This window comes from Maribacter aquimaris (genome assembly GCF_014596745.1).
Classification (GTDB): domain Bacteria; phylum Bacteroidota; class Bacteroidia; order Flavobacteriales; family Flavobacteriaceae; genus Maribacter_A; species Maribacter_A aquimaris.
On the sequence record NZ_JABTCF010000001.1, the window covers coordinates 730,609 to 747,508 of the forward strand.

11 protein-coding genes are annotated in these 16,900 nt (G+C 43.2%); 3 read left to right on the forward strand and 8 right to left on the reverse strand.

The window, feature by feature from the left end; all coding sequences use genetic code 11:
• Nucleotides 1–106 precede the first annotated feature (106 nt).
• Together HPE56_RS03195 and HPE56_RS03200 are read right to left on the reverse strand one after the other, a co-directional pair.
• The gene (locus HPE56_RS03195) at nt 107–1,084 is read right to left on the reverse strand and encodes a metallophosphoesterase family protein (protein ID WP_188242305.1); all 978 of its coding nucleotides are present in this window, start codon (nt 1,082–1,084) and stop codon (nt 107–109) included.
• Between the two features lie 57 nt (nt 1,085–1,141).
• On the reverse strand, nt 1,142–2,104 hold the full coding sequence (locus HPE56_RS03200) for a D-2-hydroxyacid dehydrogenase (RefSeq protein WP_188242306.1): 963 nt from the start codon (nt 2,102–2,104) through the stop codon (nt 1,142–1,144).
• A gap of 234 nt (nt 2,105–2,338) precedes the next feature.
• Here HPE56_RS03200 and HPE56_RS03205 point away from each other — a divergent pair, with 234 nt between their 5' ends.
• From HPE56_RS03205 to HPE56_RS03215, 3 genes are all read left to right on the forward strand, one after another.
• Nucleotides 2,339–4,711, forward strand: a complete 2,373-nt coding sequence (locus HPE56_RS03205) for a GH92 family glycosyl hydrolase (RefSeq protein WP_188242307.1) — start codon at nt 2,339–2,341, stop codon at nt 4,709–4,711.
• 200 nt (nt 4,712–4,911) lie between these two features.
• Nucleotides 4,912–7,143 carry a ligand-binding sensor domain-containing protein gene (locus HPE56_RS03210; RefSeq protein WP_188242308.1) on the forward strand — a complete coding sequence of 744 codons (2,232 nt, stop codon included), beginning with the start codon at nt 4,912–4,914 and terminating at the stop codon, nt 7,141–7,143.
• Between the two features lie 53 nt (nt 7,144–7,196).
• Entirely contained in the window at nt 7,197–9,326 is a 2,130-nt protein-coding gene (locus HPE56_RS03215) for a two-component regulator propeller domain-containing protein (protein ID WP_188242309.1), read from the forward strand.
• A 51-nt stretch (nt 9,327–9,377) separates the two neighbouring features.
• Here the strand turns inward: HPE56_RS03215 and HPE56_RS03220 are convergent, their stop codons facing one another.
• The 6 genes from HPE56_RS03220 to HPE56_RS03245 form a co-directional block, all read right to left on the reverse strand.
• The gene (locus HPE56_RS03220) at nt 9,378–10,610 is read right to left on the reverse strand and encodes a sugar MFS transporter (RefSeq protein ID WP_223170161.1); all 1,233 of its coding nucleotides are present in this window, start codon (nt 10,608–10,610) and stop codon (nt 9,378–9,380) included.
• A gap of 42 nt (nt 10,611–10,652) precedes the next feature.
• Nucleotides 10,653–12,032: a DUF3748 domain-containing protein gene (locus HPE56_RS03225; protein ID WP_188242310.1), complete on the reverse strand. Its 1,380-nt coding sequence runs from the start codon at nt 12,030–12,032 to the stop codon at nt 10,653–10,655.
• 53 nt (nt 12,033–12,085) lie between these two features.
• Nucleotides 12,086–12,721: a D-sedoheptulose-7-phosphate isomerase gene (locus HPE56_RS03230; protein ID WP_188242311.1), complete on the reverse strand. Its 636-nt coding sequence runs from the start codon at nt 12,719–12,721 to the stop codon at nt 12,086–12,088.
• A 65-nt stretch (nt 12,722–12,786) separates the two neighbouring features.
• Nucleotides 12,787–13,770: an ROK family protein gene (locus tag HPE56_RS03235; RefSeq protein ID WP_223170162.1), complete on the reverse strand. Its 984-nt coding sequence runs from the start codon at nt 13,768–13,770 to the stop codon at nt 12,787–12,789.
• 65 nt (nt 13,771–13,835) lie between these two features.
• Complete coding sequence (locus tag HPE56_RS03240) at nt 13,836–16,166, reverse strand: hypothetical protein (protein WP_188242312.1); 2,331 nt, start codon at nt 16,164–16,166, stop codon at nt 13,836–13,838.
• A gap of 21 nt (nt 16,167–16,187) precedes the next feature.
• Nucleotides 16,188–16,892, reverse strand: a complete 705-nt coding sequence (locus HPE56_RS03245) for a formylglycine-generating enzyme family protein (protein ID WP_188242313.1) — start codon at nt 16,890–16,892, stop codon at nt 16,188–16,190.
• Nucleotides 16,893–16,900 lie beyond the last annotated feature (8 nt).

The window sequence follows — 16,900 nt, forward strand, 5'->3', positions numbered from 1 at the left end:
ATGAATATGACCCTATACCCAGTTAGGTCACCCTATTGTCCTATTAGCGTGGTTCCCACAAAATGTATCATCACCATGGGTTACTCCATATTTATTCTCTTTACGTTTATCCTTGCCCGGCCTCGATTCCTTTGTTTGCTGTTTTCAAGCGTTCATTTTCCCATCCATGATCGACATATTCCCATGTGAAGTCATCGCCTTGCACTTTAATCCTCATAAAACCTTCTTTGGTATTGTGTCTTCGGCCTTTCCATCCGTTTCCGGCAATAGAGCCACCGGTTAAAAAATGGAATCGGTCATTTACAAATCCATATTCCTTCCAATGGATATGCCCCTGCAACACCAATTTTAAATTGTAACCTTCCAACATCCTAAACACTTCAAAGCCGTTGCCCACCGTACGGCTTCCCTTACTTCCATTCAATTGTGAATAAGCACATATCATAGGAATGTGGGTGGTTATTACGATTGGGGTTGATGGATCAACTTTGCTAAGGTCTTTCGCCAACCACTGCAATTGCTCTTTATGGAAAACACCTTTGTACCGCTTGTTCTCCGTTACATCCAACGAATTCAAAGTGATAAAATGCCAACCCTTATGATCAAACGAATAATAGGTATCCCCGAAATGCCGTTCCCACATGCCATATTTATAATCGGGATGGTTTTCATCTTCTGGGCTTTCTTCATAAATGCCGAACAGATCATGGTTTCCGATACAATTATAAATCGGCATTTTAAACCCCTTGCACATATCCTTGTACAAGTTGAACAGCGCTTCACTCTTTTCATAATTACCCCGCATAACATCATAAACAAGGTCGCCACCCGTAATTACAAAATCCGGGTTCAATCCATTCACCTTATCGATGGCCATCTGAAAGCCTTTTGGGGCATTCATCTCCGGTTTGATATGGATATCGGTCAAAAAAGCGAATTCAAAAGTATTTTCATCTAATTTTTCGTCTGGTTTTTCAGCAGTTTTCTGACAGGAAATCGGCAAGAAAGGAATCGAGGCCGCTGCCAATCCCGTGCGGAACAAGAAGGATCTTCTTCCCAAACCATCTTTATTACGGTCTTTCATCAATAAGGTATTTATTCAACATATGTCGGAGTATTAGAAATGGAAAACCCATTCGGATCAATTCACTTTATTCATAGGATTCCCCTGTAGGTATGCGTTAAGATTATCGATAGCCAAATTCAGCAACCTAGCCCTGGATTCCTTCGAGGCCCATGCAATATGCGGGGTAATGATACAGTTTTTCGCCTTTAATAGCGGGTTGTCCGCTTCAATGGGTTCCGTCGATACCACATCAATGGCCGCACCGGCGACTTTTCCAAGATCCAAGGCTTCCTTTAAATCCTTTTCGACAACCAACTGTCCCCTGGCTGTATTTATGAGCATTACACCTTCCTTCATTTTAGTTATGTTGGTCGCATTTATAATTCCCTCGGTATCAGGAGTCAATGGACAGTGTAGACTAATAACATCCGATTCCGTCAATAGCCCATCCATATCAACATACTTACAGGTCGATGTTTCCAATTCGGGCCGCCTACGGCTACCAGAGGCTAAAATATTCATTCCAAAGGCCTCGGCTAATTTGGCGGTTGCCCTGCCTATCCGTCCAAAACCAATAATCCCCATGGTTTTTCCTTCCAGTTCGATCAAGGGATAGTTCCAAAAGCTAAAATCCTTGCTCTTCATCCATGCCCCCTGTTTTACGGCACGATTGTGTTCACCAACATGATGGCATATCTCAAGAAGTAAGGCTATCGTCATTTGAGCTACCGCAGTGGTACCGTAGGTGGGTACATTGGTGACCGTTATACCCAAATCTTTTGTCGCCTGCACATCGACTACATTATACCCTGTAGCCAAAACCCCAACATATTTTAAAGATGGCGCCTTTTCAAGGACTTCTTTTGGCAAAGGTGTTTTATTGGTGAAAATGACCTCGGCATTACCAATGGCATCCACGATTACCGCATTGGAGAATTCGGTTCTATCGTATACCGTCAATTCGCCCAAAGCCTCCAATTTTTCCCAGCTCAAATCACCCGGGTTCAAAGTATACCCATCAAGAACTACTATTTTCATTTAAATCTATTTTTCTCAAAAGAACCATTATCCCCTGCCCAAAACAGTTGTTTTAAAATGGCTTCTTTACAAATATAAGGCTTAAGACATTCCTGCTATTTCCGCTATCTTATCCCATTTACATGTTATTTTAACTATTGGATTATTTTCACTAAATTATCTTTGTTAAGCAGGTAATATTCTTTAGGTGACTAAAAAATAACCTCAACAAAACTTTAAAACCGGAGGATTCCCATGAAAAATTTACTGAACCTGATATATCCACTTACGTTTTCACTGTTCTTTGCATGTACCCAGATCGGTTATACGCAGGCCAAGACGCCCAGTGCGTATGTCGACCCCTTTATTGGTACCGACTTTTTTGGACACACCTATCCCGGTGCAGCATTGCCCAATGCACTTGTGCATTTAAGTCCGGATGTATATACCGAGGGATGGACCTATTGTGCAGGTTATATCTATGCTGAAAGTTCAATCATGGGTTTTAGCCACACCCACTGGAGTGGTGTTGGCATGGTCAATGGTGGCGAGATATTACTGATGCCAACGGTGAACCAAAAACTACAGATCGTACCGGGTTCCTTGGAGAATCCGGATGCAGGGTATCGCTCACGATTCGACCACTCCGAAGAGCGTGCCACACCGGGCTATTACACGGTAAAACTTAAGGATTATGATATTAACGTTGAGCTAACGGCAACCCAACGGGCTGGTTTTCATCGTTATACATTCCCAGAATCAAAGAATTCACGCATTATTTTGGATGTCGGCCATCAAATCGGGGATATGACCCAGGGCGAACTTTCAGAACTCAAGATTGTCGATGACCACCGTATTGAAGGTGCGAAAGGTGCAGGGTTAGGGAAAGTATATTTTGTTGCTGAGTTCAGCAAGCCCTTTTTATATTATGGCACTTTTGACGCCACTTATAAGACCCCTGAATCCAATGGCAGTATTTTCCCATACAAAAATGCCGAAGTAGGTGATAAAATAGGGGCATTTGTACAATACCACACTGTAAAAGACGAACAGGTATTGGTAAAAGTAGGCCTTTCCTACACCAGTATTGAAGGTGCTCGAAGAAACCTCCAACAGGAAATACCTGACTGGGATTTTGACGGTGTAAGGGAAAACGCAAAAAAAATATGGAACAAAGAGCTTTCAAAGATCACCGTTAAAGGAGGCTCAGAAGGCCAAAAACAGATTTTCACCACCGCACTCTACCGATCTCTGTTGGCACAATATATCTCGCAGGATGTCGATGGCAAATATTTTGGTTCGGATGGAAAAATACACGAAGCCAAGGACTTCGATTTTTATGGGTCTTTTTCATGTTGGGACACTTACCGAACCCAGCACCCCTTACTTACCCTTGTGGCTCCTGAACACGTAAATGACTATATCAAATCGATCGCGGCAAAGGTCGAAAATTATGGATGGTTACCCGCCCAACACTTTTTAAACGTCTATGGGGAGTCAATGGTCGGCGATCACCTGATCCCGATTATTGTGGATGCCTATTTTAAAGGATATCGCGATTTCGATGTTAACCTATTATACAAAGCGATGAGAAAAAAAGCTTTGGAACTGCCCAAGTCCCCCATTTCGCAAGATATGGGACGCTCGGGGTTGACTTATTATCTTGAAAAAGGATATGCCCCCATCGATAAGGTGACTGAAGCTGTACCCAATACCCTTGAATTAGCCTATGACGATTGGTGTATTGCCCAATTGGCCAAAGCGCTTAACAAACCAAAGGACTATACGCTATTCATGAAACGGGCCAACAATTACAAGAATGTATGGGACTCCGAAACCCAATTCATGCGACCCAAAAAATATGATGGGACATGGCTCCCTGAAATCGGTGACAACAAGCAGGAAATCATCAAGAATGGTGACCACAGTTATTACAAATACTTTGACCCCTTATTGGTTGGTCGACGCCCCAACCGCCACTATACCGAATCGAATGCCTGGCAATATATATGGTCGGTACAACATGACCCTCAAGGACTCATATCCCTTTTCGGGAACAAAAAAGCGTTTATCGCCAAACTCGATACCTTTTTTGAGATGAGTCCGGTTATCAGTCCACCAAAGTATGTAGGTGTGGTCGGCACCATAGGGCAATATGTCCATGGCAACCAACCTTCACATCATGTTGCCTATTTATACAATTATGCCGGCCAACCCTGGAAAACACAGTTCAGGGCCCGGCAAGTAATGGAGGAAATGTACCGAATAGGTCCTGGTGGCCTCCCGGGAAATGAGGATATGGGTTCACTTTCATCCTGGTATGTATTAAGTGCCATGGGTATTTACCCAATGGCCCCAGGAAATGGAATGTATACGATAGGCAGTCCACTTTTTGATGAATTGAGTCTACACTCCGCAGAAAACAAGACTTTTACGGTACGCACCCTAAACAATTCCAAGGATAACGTATACATCCAATCAGCTACCTTCAACGGTAAACCTTTCAACAGAACATGGATTACCCATGAGGAAATTATCAAAGGAGGTGTACTTCAGTTTAAGATGGGACCACGGCCAAATACGAAATGGGGTACGGACAAAATACCTACATCCGTATTACCTAACTAGAAAACTTCAATTATTCTAACACTATATAGGTATATATTACCATCATTATTTTAAAAGGTTAATATTCCATGTAAACCTTGTAAAATATAGGTGGTAATGTACTTATAAAATAGGTTTATTTGTTTTGAATGTTATACAGTGTTTTGCTTTACCGTATATCAACATCATTAACAAATAACCATCCTAACCTCATAGCTATTATGAAAAAGATCAATCAATACTGCATTTTGATGATTTCACTTCTCGTGGTTTCCTGTAACAACCCCGATAAGGAAAAAGAACAAACATCCTCAATGCCTATATATGAAGACATCCCTTATCTTCAAGATTATAGCATAAAATACAATTGGACCCAAGATCAGGACATATCCAAGGTATATATGGATAGGAATGGCGTAATCCAGGTGCTTTCTACAGAAGGAATTCTACGCACCCATGATGGGCAATTTTTATATCCCGGCACCCTGCTGAAAGACAAAACATATCGCCCGCTTACCGATAAGCAAATAAGTGGACTTACCCTGTATGAAAACCAATTTGTCTATTTAGATGATAAGGCGGTTTTCAGTAATGCATGGGCAGGCAGCCTTTATCTTCCGCACAAGCTGCCCAAGGCCCATATTTTGGCTGCTGGATCCGATTTCGATTTTCTGATCAGTGATGGCAAGTCCCTTCAATTTCTATCAAAGGATAAGGCCCCTTGGGAAGGAGCAATCGATGATCGCCTTTTGGACATACGGTACCATGCCGTGAATAAAACTTTTTGGATTTTAGGAACGCACAGTATTTCAAGTTTTGATGCAACCACCAACACTTTAAAGACAACACAACAAGAACAACAATTGACTGCATTGGCCCTACAAGGTGACCATTTGGTCATAGGTACTTCAAATGGTTATTTTGAACTCGATCCCAAAACGGCAACAAAGGTTGGTTCTTTGCAAAACAAACTACCGGCTACCGATATTACTTATATCGAAACCATCGACAATCACCTTTGGTTTGGATCTTCTGAAGGCGCCTTCAAATTACGTGATGATGGTAAATTCGATTACTACTACGGAAAGCGTTGGTTGCCCAACAACCATGTAAAACATATATCCAAAGGAAATGATAACTCCATCTTGATTTTGACCGATACCGGTCTGGGTCAAATCGTTTTCGAAGAAATGACCCTTTTTGACAAGGCCGAATATTATGAAAAACAAGTAAGGGACCGTCATATCCGTTTAGGCTTCAATGCCTCTTTGGTCGATATGGATAATGGAAATATTGATACCGGACGACTTTCGGATTCCGATAATGACGGACTATGGACAACCATGTATCTCGCAGGGGAGGTTTTTCGCTATGCGGTGACCCAATCAGATGATGCCTTACAGAATTGCAGGGAATCCATGGAGGCTATGGAGCGATTGTTCAGTATCAATCCAGTTCCTGGGTTCCCCTCGCGTTCCTTTGAGCGTAGTGGGTATATCGACAAATTGCACGACCCGGACCGATGGCAACACTCCAACGACCCGGAGTGGGATTGGAAATCGACCACCAGTAGCGATGAGGCTATCGGTCATATTTTTGCCTACGGTGTCATGGCCGAATTGATGGATAATGATTTGAAAGATCGTGCCATAACCCTTATTGACACCTTGATGAGTCATATCGTCCGCAATGACTTGTACATGGTCGATTTTGATGGAAAACCTACCACTTGGGGCAAATGGAACCCCGATTACGTAAATGCCAGACCCAAAATGGTGGGCGATCGAAAAATAAACTCTTCCAATATTATTGGTATGCTACAGACTGCCTATCATTTCACAGGAAAGGAAAAATATAAGGAAAAAGCCTTCGACCTGATGAATAACCATGGCTATCTCGAAAACCTTATGTGGCCGATGAAAGATGTAGCCCCTGCCCCTGACGATGCCGACGACTGGAGTAAAATGTTATCGGAATCATGGAACCATTCCGATGATGAAATGTATTTTGTAGGATATTGGGGATTATACAACTATGCTTTGAATGACACGCTTAAAACAAAATTCAAAGCATCCATTCTTGACCATTGGGAGGCTGAACGACCCGAAAAAGAAGGAGCATGGAACATTATCACCGCATTGACCGGTACTTCCGAATTTGACCTTGACGAGGCCGTATGGTACCTCAAAGAGCATCCCATGGATATGATCTCCTGGGATATCAAAAACAGCCATAGAAAGGATTTGGATTTCATAGCGCCCAATTTTAGGGAGCAGACTACCGCCGAAGTACTTCCCCCTGACGAAAGAAAGGTACAGCGCCATAATGGCAATATGTTTCGATTGGATAAAATCGGAAATGATGGTGGGGAAGAATATTCGGCCGGCGATATTTGGTTGCTTCCCTATTGGATGGGAAGATATTTGGGAGTAATAAGCGAACCCCAAGAATAGAATTAAGCGACCCGGAGTACCTTAAAAAAACAAACCCTTCAATGCGATACCCTATGCGAACCATATTACTATTGTTATTAACGTCACTGCAATTCTCTTTTATAGCCATTGGGGACAAAGATAAATTCCGACAAGATGTTGCCGTGATGCATGGTAGCGCACAGGGGCTCCCACAAGGTGCCATTGATAAAATACAGCTCTATAACCAATCACCCTTGGCAGTAGCTACCGGGGGAACCTACCAATGGAATGGAAGCCAATGGACAAGGTCAAAGGTTTCCTCCCAGTATAATTCAATCACCCAATTTAAAAAATTGCCCGAGGGTTGCGGAAAAGTACTCTCCGAAGTAACCAATAATGGAGACACCTATATAGGTTGCGAAAACGGTCTTTTCATTAAAACCCGAAAAAACAGATGGCAACAGGTATTGCCCTCCGATGAAAACTATAGTTGGGCATTGAAAAATGTGGCGGCCTTGGTAGTCGATTCAGACGGTAATCTATGGTTTGGATCCAAAGAGGGTATTGGAAAGAACACCAACGGAACATGGCATTTGTTTACCGGAAAGGAAGGCCTTCCGTATAACAGGTTCACCTGTGCTTCGGCAGGACCTAAGGGTGAAGTTTGGTTCGGTACGGAAAATGGAGCCATAAGGGCCGAAAACAACTATTTTTACTATCGTTCTACACGGCGTTGGCTGCCTGATAATCGGGTTAATGATATTGCCGTTGATAAGGATGGTACGGCTTGGATTGCTACGAACAAAGGTATAGCCCAGATTATATCCAAGGAGATGACCTATGAGGAAAAAGCGGCTCATTTTACCAAACTTACAGAGGAAAGGCATAATAGAATGGGCTTCATTTGTCAAAATCACCTCAGCGAGCAATTCAACATAGACAGTTATGAACTTGCCATCTCCGACAACGACGGCCAATATACCGCTATGTACGGGGCCGCACAGGCTTTTCGATATGCGACTACCGGAGATAAGGAAGCCAAAAAATTAGCAGACAGAAGCTTTAAGGCCGTAAAGTGGCTGGTCGATATCACTTCAGTACCTGGTTTTCCTGCACGGGTTATCATACCCGTTGATTGGCATGAACCGGTAAACGAACAGTACAGCAAGGAGTACAATAAAAGACATCAAAAAAATGATCCTTTCTGGAAGGATATCTTTCCCCGTTTTCCGCTAAGCGAAGATGGCAAGTACCGATGGAAATGTGACACCAGCTCGGATGAATTGGCAGGGCATTACTTCTATTATGGTGTCTACTATGACCTTGTCGCCGAAACCGAAGAAGAGAAAGCCGCAGTTAAACAAGTGGTCGCCGATGTTACCGACCACCTTATCCGCCATAGTTTCAAATTGGTCGACTACGATGGTAAACCCACACGTTGGGGCAGCTTTGACCCCGACTATTTCAACTCCATTTGGGGTTGGGATCAACGCGGCCTGAATTCGATGATGATGCTTTCCTTTCTCAATGTAGCCAGCCATGTTACCGAAGATCCAAAATATGATGAAGTGGCCAAAATGCTACGCGACGAGGAACACTACCATATCAATGCCATGCATCCCAAGGAATTTTTTCCTCCTGAAAATGTAGTCCCATGGGACAATAACCTAGGATTGATGAGCTTCTACGGTTTGATCAATTATGAAAAAGACCCCGAACTCCTTATGATGTATCGCCTTTCCCTGGAATATGCCTGGTTAAATATCAGCAAACAAAAGAATGCCTTTTGGGACGGACTTTACGGAGCATTGGCGAACACTTTTACCAAAAAAGTAAACGAAGGCTATTTCAATACCGATGAACTGTTCAAGGAAAATCCCTTGTTTGCCCAATCGGTCATTGACCGCTATGGAAAAAGCAGCCTCGATACCCAATATATCAAGGAAACCTTACAACGTATCCCCTTAGACCTTATCGGATATGAAATGGACAACACCCATCGTCTGGATGTTCTTTTCGACCCTACCCCTGCCCAGGAAGCTGATATGGGGTGGCGTGTAGACTCCTATGCCCTTCCTATTGACGAACGTGGACATGTTCGATTGGACAGGGATGCCTTTGACCTACACGATTCAGAAGGAAATGGCTATTCGGAACACGAAGGTACTTTCTATCTTTTACCCTATTACTTTGCGAAGTACCATGATTTAATTCCCCAGTAAGGCAAATCGGAAAGTACTAAAACAAGCCTCCTATTTTTCCCAAGGCAAAGCCTAATTTTGCGCTTCGACTTGGGCGAATTCATTGGCTCCGGGTTTATACCCATTTACTGCATAATAAATGATAAATGCGTAACATAGAAGTGGTAATATATAGGAAAGATGGAGTCCGATAGCCGGCATATCGGCTAAAACCCCTTGCAACAGGGGTAATATCGCCCCGCCCACCGGTGCCATTACCAAAATACCAGCAGCCTTGTTCGTGTATTTACCAAGTCCCTTAATGGCCAAGGTGAAAATATTGGACCACATTATCGAATTAAACAGGCCAACGGCCAGCATGGCCCACATGGCAACATAACCATTGGTGAGTATCGTCACGGCCAGCAACAGAACAGATGCCAATGCGGAAAAACACAATACTTTTTGGGCACTGGCCTTTTGTAGAATAGCTGATCCCAAAAAACGACCGATCATCAATCCGGCCCAATAAAGAGGAATATAGGTCGCCGCTTTTTTCTCGGCAAATCCAGCAATATGGGGTTCTCCCAAAAAGTTCACGATAAAACTGCCTATGGCCACTTCTGCACCGACATATAACATCAAAGCAATGACACCCAAACGCAATTGCCTGAATTTCAAAACATTCCCCTTAACTTTCACCCCATCGGTTTCCAACACTTTCGGTAGCTTCAGAAAAAAGAAAACAACAGCTATCAAAAAGGCAAAAATCGCCAAGCCAACATATGGACCTTCTACAGCGGCAGCAGCCTCTTTTGGCGTATTATAATGTCCCAATATCAAATAGCCACCTGCCAAGGGTGCCAATGTGGTGGCCAAGGAATTGATGCCCTGTGCCAAATTCAACCGACTGGAAGCCGTTTCGGGCTTCCCTAAAATAATCACATAGGGGTTCGCCACTACCTGAAGGATCACACTACCGGTAGCCATGGTAAACAATCCGAATAAAAACAACGGATACGAAACAGCCCAAGAAGCCGGTAAGAACAAGAGCGCCCCCAAACCAATCGTGATCAATCCCGCAGAGATACCCTTTTTATATCCAATACGTTCAACGAGTAAACTAGCTGGAATCGCCATTAAGAAATATGCCCCAAAGAAACAGAACTGTATCAGCATCGTCTCGGTGTAGTTCATATCGAATAGGCCCTTGAAATGGGGAATCAATATGTCGTTTAAGGAAACAATGGCCCCCCAAATAAAAAATAGTGAAGTCATTAAGGCAAAAGCACCCCTAAAATTATTCGTCTGTGTTGCGTTCTTCAATGGTATGGATTTAAGTTGTTATTGTACTAGAGGTCCTTGGTTTTAACGGGTAAGGGCACCATGCAGTTCTAAAATGAATATCTGTTTATACAGATTGCTTTGAACACCGTCTATACTTCGTGAACTGGTTGCACTGGGCACATCGACATTATAGGCCAGAATTTTTCCATCGGGGGATACAACCAAAGCTTCCCGGTTCAAATCACTAGGAGTCAATACAATCGATTTTCCAAAGCCATCCGGACCACCAACAAAACTGGCATAAACTTTTCCATCACTGATGGAAAACAACCATTGATCGGAAGGATGCCAACGGACATAACCGGCATCTGTAGTATAATGTGTGACCTGCATCGGTCTGCTTTTCGGATCTACCGCTAAATCGGAACCGCCAACCGGAATTACAAAAACTTGTAATACGCCCTTTTCATCCTTTGATAAATAAGCGATCTGTTCGCCGGAGTATGACCCCCGCACAATACCCTCATCATTGGTACTATGGGTCAATCTTTTTATTTTGATACCCTTGGGAGGTTCCGGATAATTAGTTGCATCACCGGAATACGCCGACGTAATATCGACGGTACTAGGTATCTCAGCGACGAAAAGCGAAGTTTCATAATCCACTCCGTTTTCGGCACGTACCTTTCCTATAAAGGCACGTTTGGATCCTAAGGAATCGACCCAAGAATCACCGTAGGCCTTTTCGATTTCCCCTGGTTTTGATTCCCCTTTTTTAGCAGGTTTCAATAAGACCGCAAAATAATGGCTAAATCCTTCCGGAGTACTCTTGTTAGCTTCCATATATCCGATGGTACGGTCATAGTCCTGTTGCAGAAAGTCATCATAGGTGAAACCGATACGCTTCCCATTCCTGGAATATTCATGTCGGTGGGTGCCCCCTCGTTGTGCTCCCGGAGTGGTTGGTCTATCGGTGGCCACGTCCCTTAAGTCGGCAATTGAAAATTCTCCCTTTCCATCGGCACTGACGATGGCCCCATTTCTGTTGCGTATGTCATAATACCCCCTTGCATCAACTTCCTCCAATTGGGGACCATGGATAAAAACCACCTTGTTTTCAGTAGGATGATACGAAACCGCGGCAACACCAGGAGCACCATGCTCCCCGGAAACGGATTCCGGTTGCCATAGGACGGTTTCCTCTCCCGTAGCCAAGGCTACTTTTTCAATGGACTTACTATTGGCCAGATTGGTATTGAACACCATATAACGTGTATCGTAACACAAAAAGCGTCCGTCTGGGGAGAAATTATCATTGTTATCCAGGGCGTGTGTCTTTGCATTGAAGGTGAGCTGTTTTTCGGTCATGATGTTGTTTTTGGAGGTTACTCGTTGCTTACAACCTAACATGAGGAAAAAGACCATAATCAATAAGGAACCTGTGATTTTTAAAGTGCGCATTTATATAATTGTTACTTTAACAGCTACTAGATAAAATACTTATTTTCAGAATCTTAAAAGAAAGTCTCTTCGACCATGATACAAAGGGCATGGTATATGGGTAAATGATATTCCTGTACCGCTGCGGTGTTCGTCACCGGAACGCATACTGCCACATCGCATAACGATTTGATCTTGCCCCCCGTTTCCCCAAGCAAGCCTACGACCTTCATCCCCAAAGCCTTTGCGGTAATACATGCATCCAAAACATTGACGGAATTCCCAGAGGTGCTAATAGCCAATAAAACGTCATTCTTACGACCATAGCCCAACACTTGTTGTGCAAAAATGAAATCGCCCCCTATATCATTTGAAATCGCGGAAACCAAACCCCCATGGGCATTCAATGAAATTGCCGGCAATCCCCTTTCCAGTTTCGATGCCAGTATCGCCCCCCTTTCCCCTGAACTTTCAAGAATATTTTTTTTGAATTCATTGGTAACAGGGCGTTTTTTGGAAAAGCTTTTCATCAATTCCCCCACGATATGATCCGAATCGGAAGCACTTCCCCCGTTTCCACAAATCAATAATTTACCCTCGTTTCGATAACATTCGACCCATGTTTCACCTGCTTGTATAACTGATTCCTTACAAGTTTCAAGTGCTGGATACCGTTGTATTAAATCCTGGACTATATCTTCTATGTTCATATCAACTTCTTATCATTTACCCTAAGGGTAATTCCTATTAATTTCAATTCTCCCCCTTCCCCATTTTATTGCATGGCCACACCTAAAGCCGCGTAATCCCCAATTTTATCACCGAGTTTCGCAGGTAAAATACGACATACTTCCAAGGCTTCGGGAATGGCTTCTTTTTCAAGCACTTTGTAGACCAATGGTTTTAACAAAGCTTCATTTCTAGCATAAATACTACCGATGACAATACATTCGGGATTCAAAGTATCTATAAGTATGGCCAGTGCCTTACCGAGATACTCCGCAGAAATTTTCACGACTTCCAATGCCACCCAATCACCCTGAAGGGCCGCGGCAAAAACCGATTTAGCCGTAATGGTATCGATATCTTCCGCTGAGGGACAAAATCCGACAGTTATACCGTTCTTTAATTTATGTTCAACGGTACTTTTGGCTAACTTGGCAACACCTCCCCCACTACAAAATCCTTCAAATGACCCCGCTTTCCCAAAACCAACAGGTCCGTCTTCAGCCATACGTATATGCCCTACTTCCCCTCCTAGGTCATTGGTCCCAGAGTATATTTTTCCATTCAGTATGAGTCCAGCCCCCATTCCTGTCCCAAAAGTCAAAAAGATCATATTCTCAGTGCCTTTGCCGGCACCCATCATCCACTCGGCCAGGGCACAGGCATTGGCATCGTTTTGGATCGCTACATCTATTCCAAATTCCTTCTCAAGAATCTCTACTATTGGAATATTATCCCAGCCCGGCAAATTGGGCGGCGATTTTATCAATCCCTTCTTAGAATCAAGGGGACCCCCACAACTTATTCCGATTTTCACCAGTTTTTTACGATCGTACTTTTCGAACAGCAGGTGGATATGCTGTTTAAATTCATCTAGGATAATGGTTGGGCCACGCTCCACTTTAGTTTCAAAGAACACCTTCTCGTAGATGTTGAAATCTTTATCACCTAACACGATGGCGCATTTAGTGCCGCCAATATCCAAGCCGAGGTAAAGGCCCGAAGTCTCTTTGAAATGGTTCGGTTTCATCATTTATATCGTATTGTGTTGCTTAAATAACCAAGGTATGTACCCTGGATAGATCAATAAGAACATAGTTATTGTTTTAATATCCATACATCGGTAACCCTCGATTGTTTTCTCCAATTTAAATGTTCCTCATCGGGCTTATCAAAGGTTATCTTCAATTTCCCTTCTTGGATCAGATCTTTTGGAAGCGGAAATTCCTTAAATTGTTCAAATCCTTTTTCGTATTTGGTAGGCTTTAATCGTTGGCCGTTAGCCCGCAAAAGCGCCTCCCCATATCCTGACACACGTATAAGGTAATTGGCCTCGGCATCAAGTCCGTCATATTCCAAGGTTGGGGAAAACTGAAATAATTGGGTGGATAACCGTTTTCTGCTTACCCCGTCATTTTCCCATAAATAGTCAATAGCATCATCGGTCTCGGAAGTGACGTGCTTGGCATCAGCACTTGAAATATTGTCATAAAAACTTCCTTCTCCGGGGAATTCATACGTTCTAATAAAATCAAGTCTGGCCAATTTTTCTTTTTCTGTAGGAAGTTTTTTTACTTTTTCGAATTCATCCTCGAGCCACCATCGATTATTCAAAGGGTAATCTATAAAGTCTAGAATAGCACCACGTTCCGCACTTCTGGCATTGTATTTAGACACACTGGTCTGCGCCCCAATGGAGTTAAAAAGCGCCTCGGCATAGTCAAAAACCTTTTGTTTTAAATTTTGGGCCACCAACTCGGTATCCGCCTTTTCCAAATAAACAAGGGCATCATTGATAGCTTTCCCCGTCCCAATCGTATTCGCCTTGGCTAGAACGTCATAGGCTTTCGATTCGAGACCTTTTTCATAGGTAAGCCTTTCTTTAATATAGGCATCGTAATACGCACGCATAACCAATTGCTGCCACCTCCAATTGTCGGCCAACTCCGGGTATTGGGTTTCCATCTTTTGCCATAGGGCCAAGGTTGTCGTAATAACTTCATTATCTAAAGCCGGACCTACCCAATTCTGTTCCAAGGCAAAAATTCCTTTAGTGGCCTCTTCGGCGACTTTTGGCCCAAAGAAAAACTGGCAGTACTCAAAGATAATACCGTGTACATCTTGCTTGGAATCCCAACCCAACTGGCTCCAAACCACTTTATTCACATCATCATGAGATCCATCGGAATAGGTGATAAAACCATCGGTATACCCAATATCCTTATGAAACAGCTTGGTATATTGAAGCGGTTGCGGATTACAGGGTTCCCGCCCCAAGGTCAATGCAAATGCTTGATCCCAGCGCTCTACAGGATAGTGGCACCGTACCGTATGGGTGATATCGGGATAAAATCGATGTAAGTATTTTTTAGGCAAGAGCTCACGCTCAACTTCTATGGGCGGACTACTGGGTCCATAAACAAGTCCTTTCAACCAATCGGGATTATCAGTTTTCAGATACTCGAAAAAGTAAGAAACTTTCTCTTCGTTGAAACCCTGTAGGGATACCCATATTCCTGCATCGGGATGATATTTTTTTAATACTACGGATAGATCCTTGAGGTAAGGTATCAATTGGGAAGGATGGTTTTCACCTGGATCGCCTCCAGGCACAAATACCCCATCCAATCTTGGACAACGGGCATAGAAGGCCTCTTGTTCTTTCAAACCTTCTTGATGCGCATTCGGGACGTTTAAATCATGTGGAGCAGGTGTCCAAACCCAATAATCCGCATCATATTTTTCACATATTTCACTCAGGCGAACTTCCATTTCCTGTGGATCCACTTTAAAATGGGGACTGGACGAAGGGTCTTGAAAAGGGATATTCTCAAAACTATTGGCTCCAAAAAGCACTTGTTCCCTAAAATGTTGATCAAATTGTTCAACGGTCCAGGCATCCCAGGAATTGGCCGTATTGCGATACCCGAATTGATGTCCGCGAAGGGGATATTCCGGAGCGGAAACGATATCCATATCATTGGCAATTTTTATTTGTCCAGATTCCGTTTCAGCGATTCGCAACAATTTACCAATGCCGTAGAGTACCCCTCGAGCGTCGGCTCCTATGATCCATAAAATATTCTTTTGTCCATCTTTTTCATGAAGGATCCTATAACCTTCCTTTTGTACAACAATGTTATCACCATCTTTCTTGGAGGGAACCTTTTTACCAAAAACATTACTATCACCCTGCAAAACCAAGGCAATTGTAGTTTGGGAACTCCAATCATCTACTTGGGAAAGCTCAATGGTAGTCCGTTTCCCTATTTCCTCAACGAGCACCTTCCCAACAGTTTCACGCATAGGTTCTTTGATCTCCGTGGAAATCAAAATTGTCGCCTCTGACAGGTCCAATCTATCTTTCCCTTGCTCAATACATGAGAAATTCAAACCCAATAGTAGTACAAATAATATCCCTTTTGTCATTTTTTTGTTTCGGAATTTTGGTTACTTCTTCTTTTCAATATCCAACACACATCTAAACCCTACCGGGTAATTACTGATTTTTTCGGGCAATACATAGTAGCGTTGCGAGGTACGGATAAACGAATGGTTATTAAAATTAGAGCCACCCCGCATGACTTTATATTTTTCCCCATACTGTTCCATAGGAACCTTATTACCGGGATAGGGTTTGTACCAATCGGCTGTCCATTCCCAAACACCCCCTGCCATATCATAGCACCCGTACGGACTTGCGGGTTTGGCAATCGAAGTTCCCCTCGTACTTTTTTGATCCCAAACAACATAGGTATTATCATAGGTGTTTCCCCAAGGAAATACGCGACCGTCAATTCCCCTTGCCGCCTTTTCCCACTCCTTTTCGGTGGGCAATCGCTTTCCGGCCCATTTGGCATAGGCATCGGCCTGGGACCAAGTAACGATGGCAGCATTATCCTTTTTTGAGTCTGGAAATTTGAAATGGGGATCGAATTTGGCAAACTCCGTATTGCTTATTTCATACTTGTCGATAAAGAAAGCCTTTGTATACGCTATTTGCTGGGGTTTCTCATCATGGTCACCATACTTGCTACCCATAATAAAGCCACCTTCCGCTACTAGGACCATACCTTCAGGCGGTTTATGCAAGTCCTGCGAAAAGATGATCGAAGTACCCATTAAAACAATAAGGGCGGTATAAATTATTTTCATACTTCCTA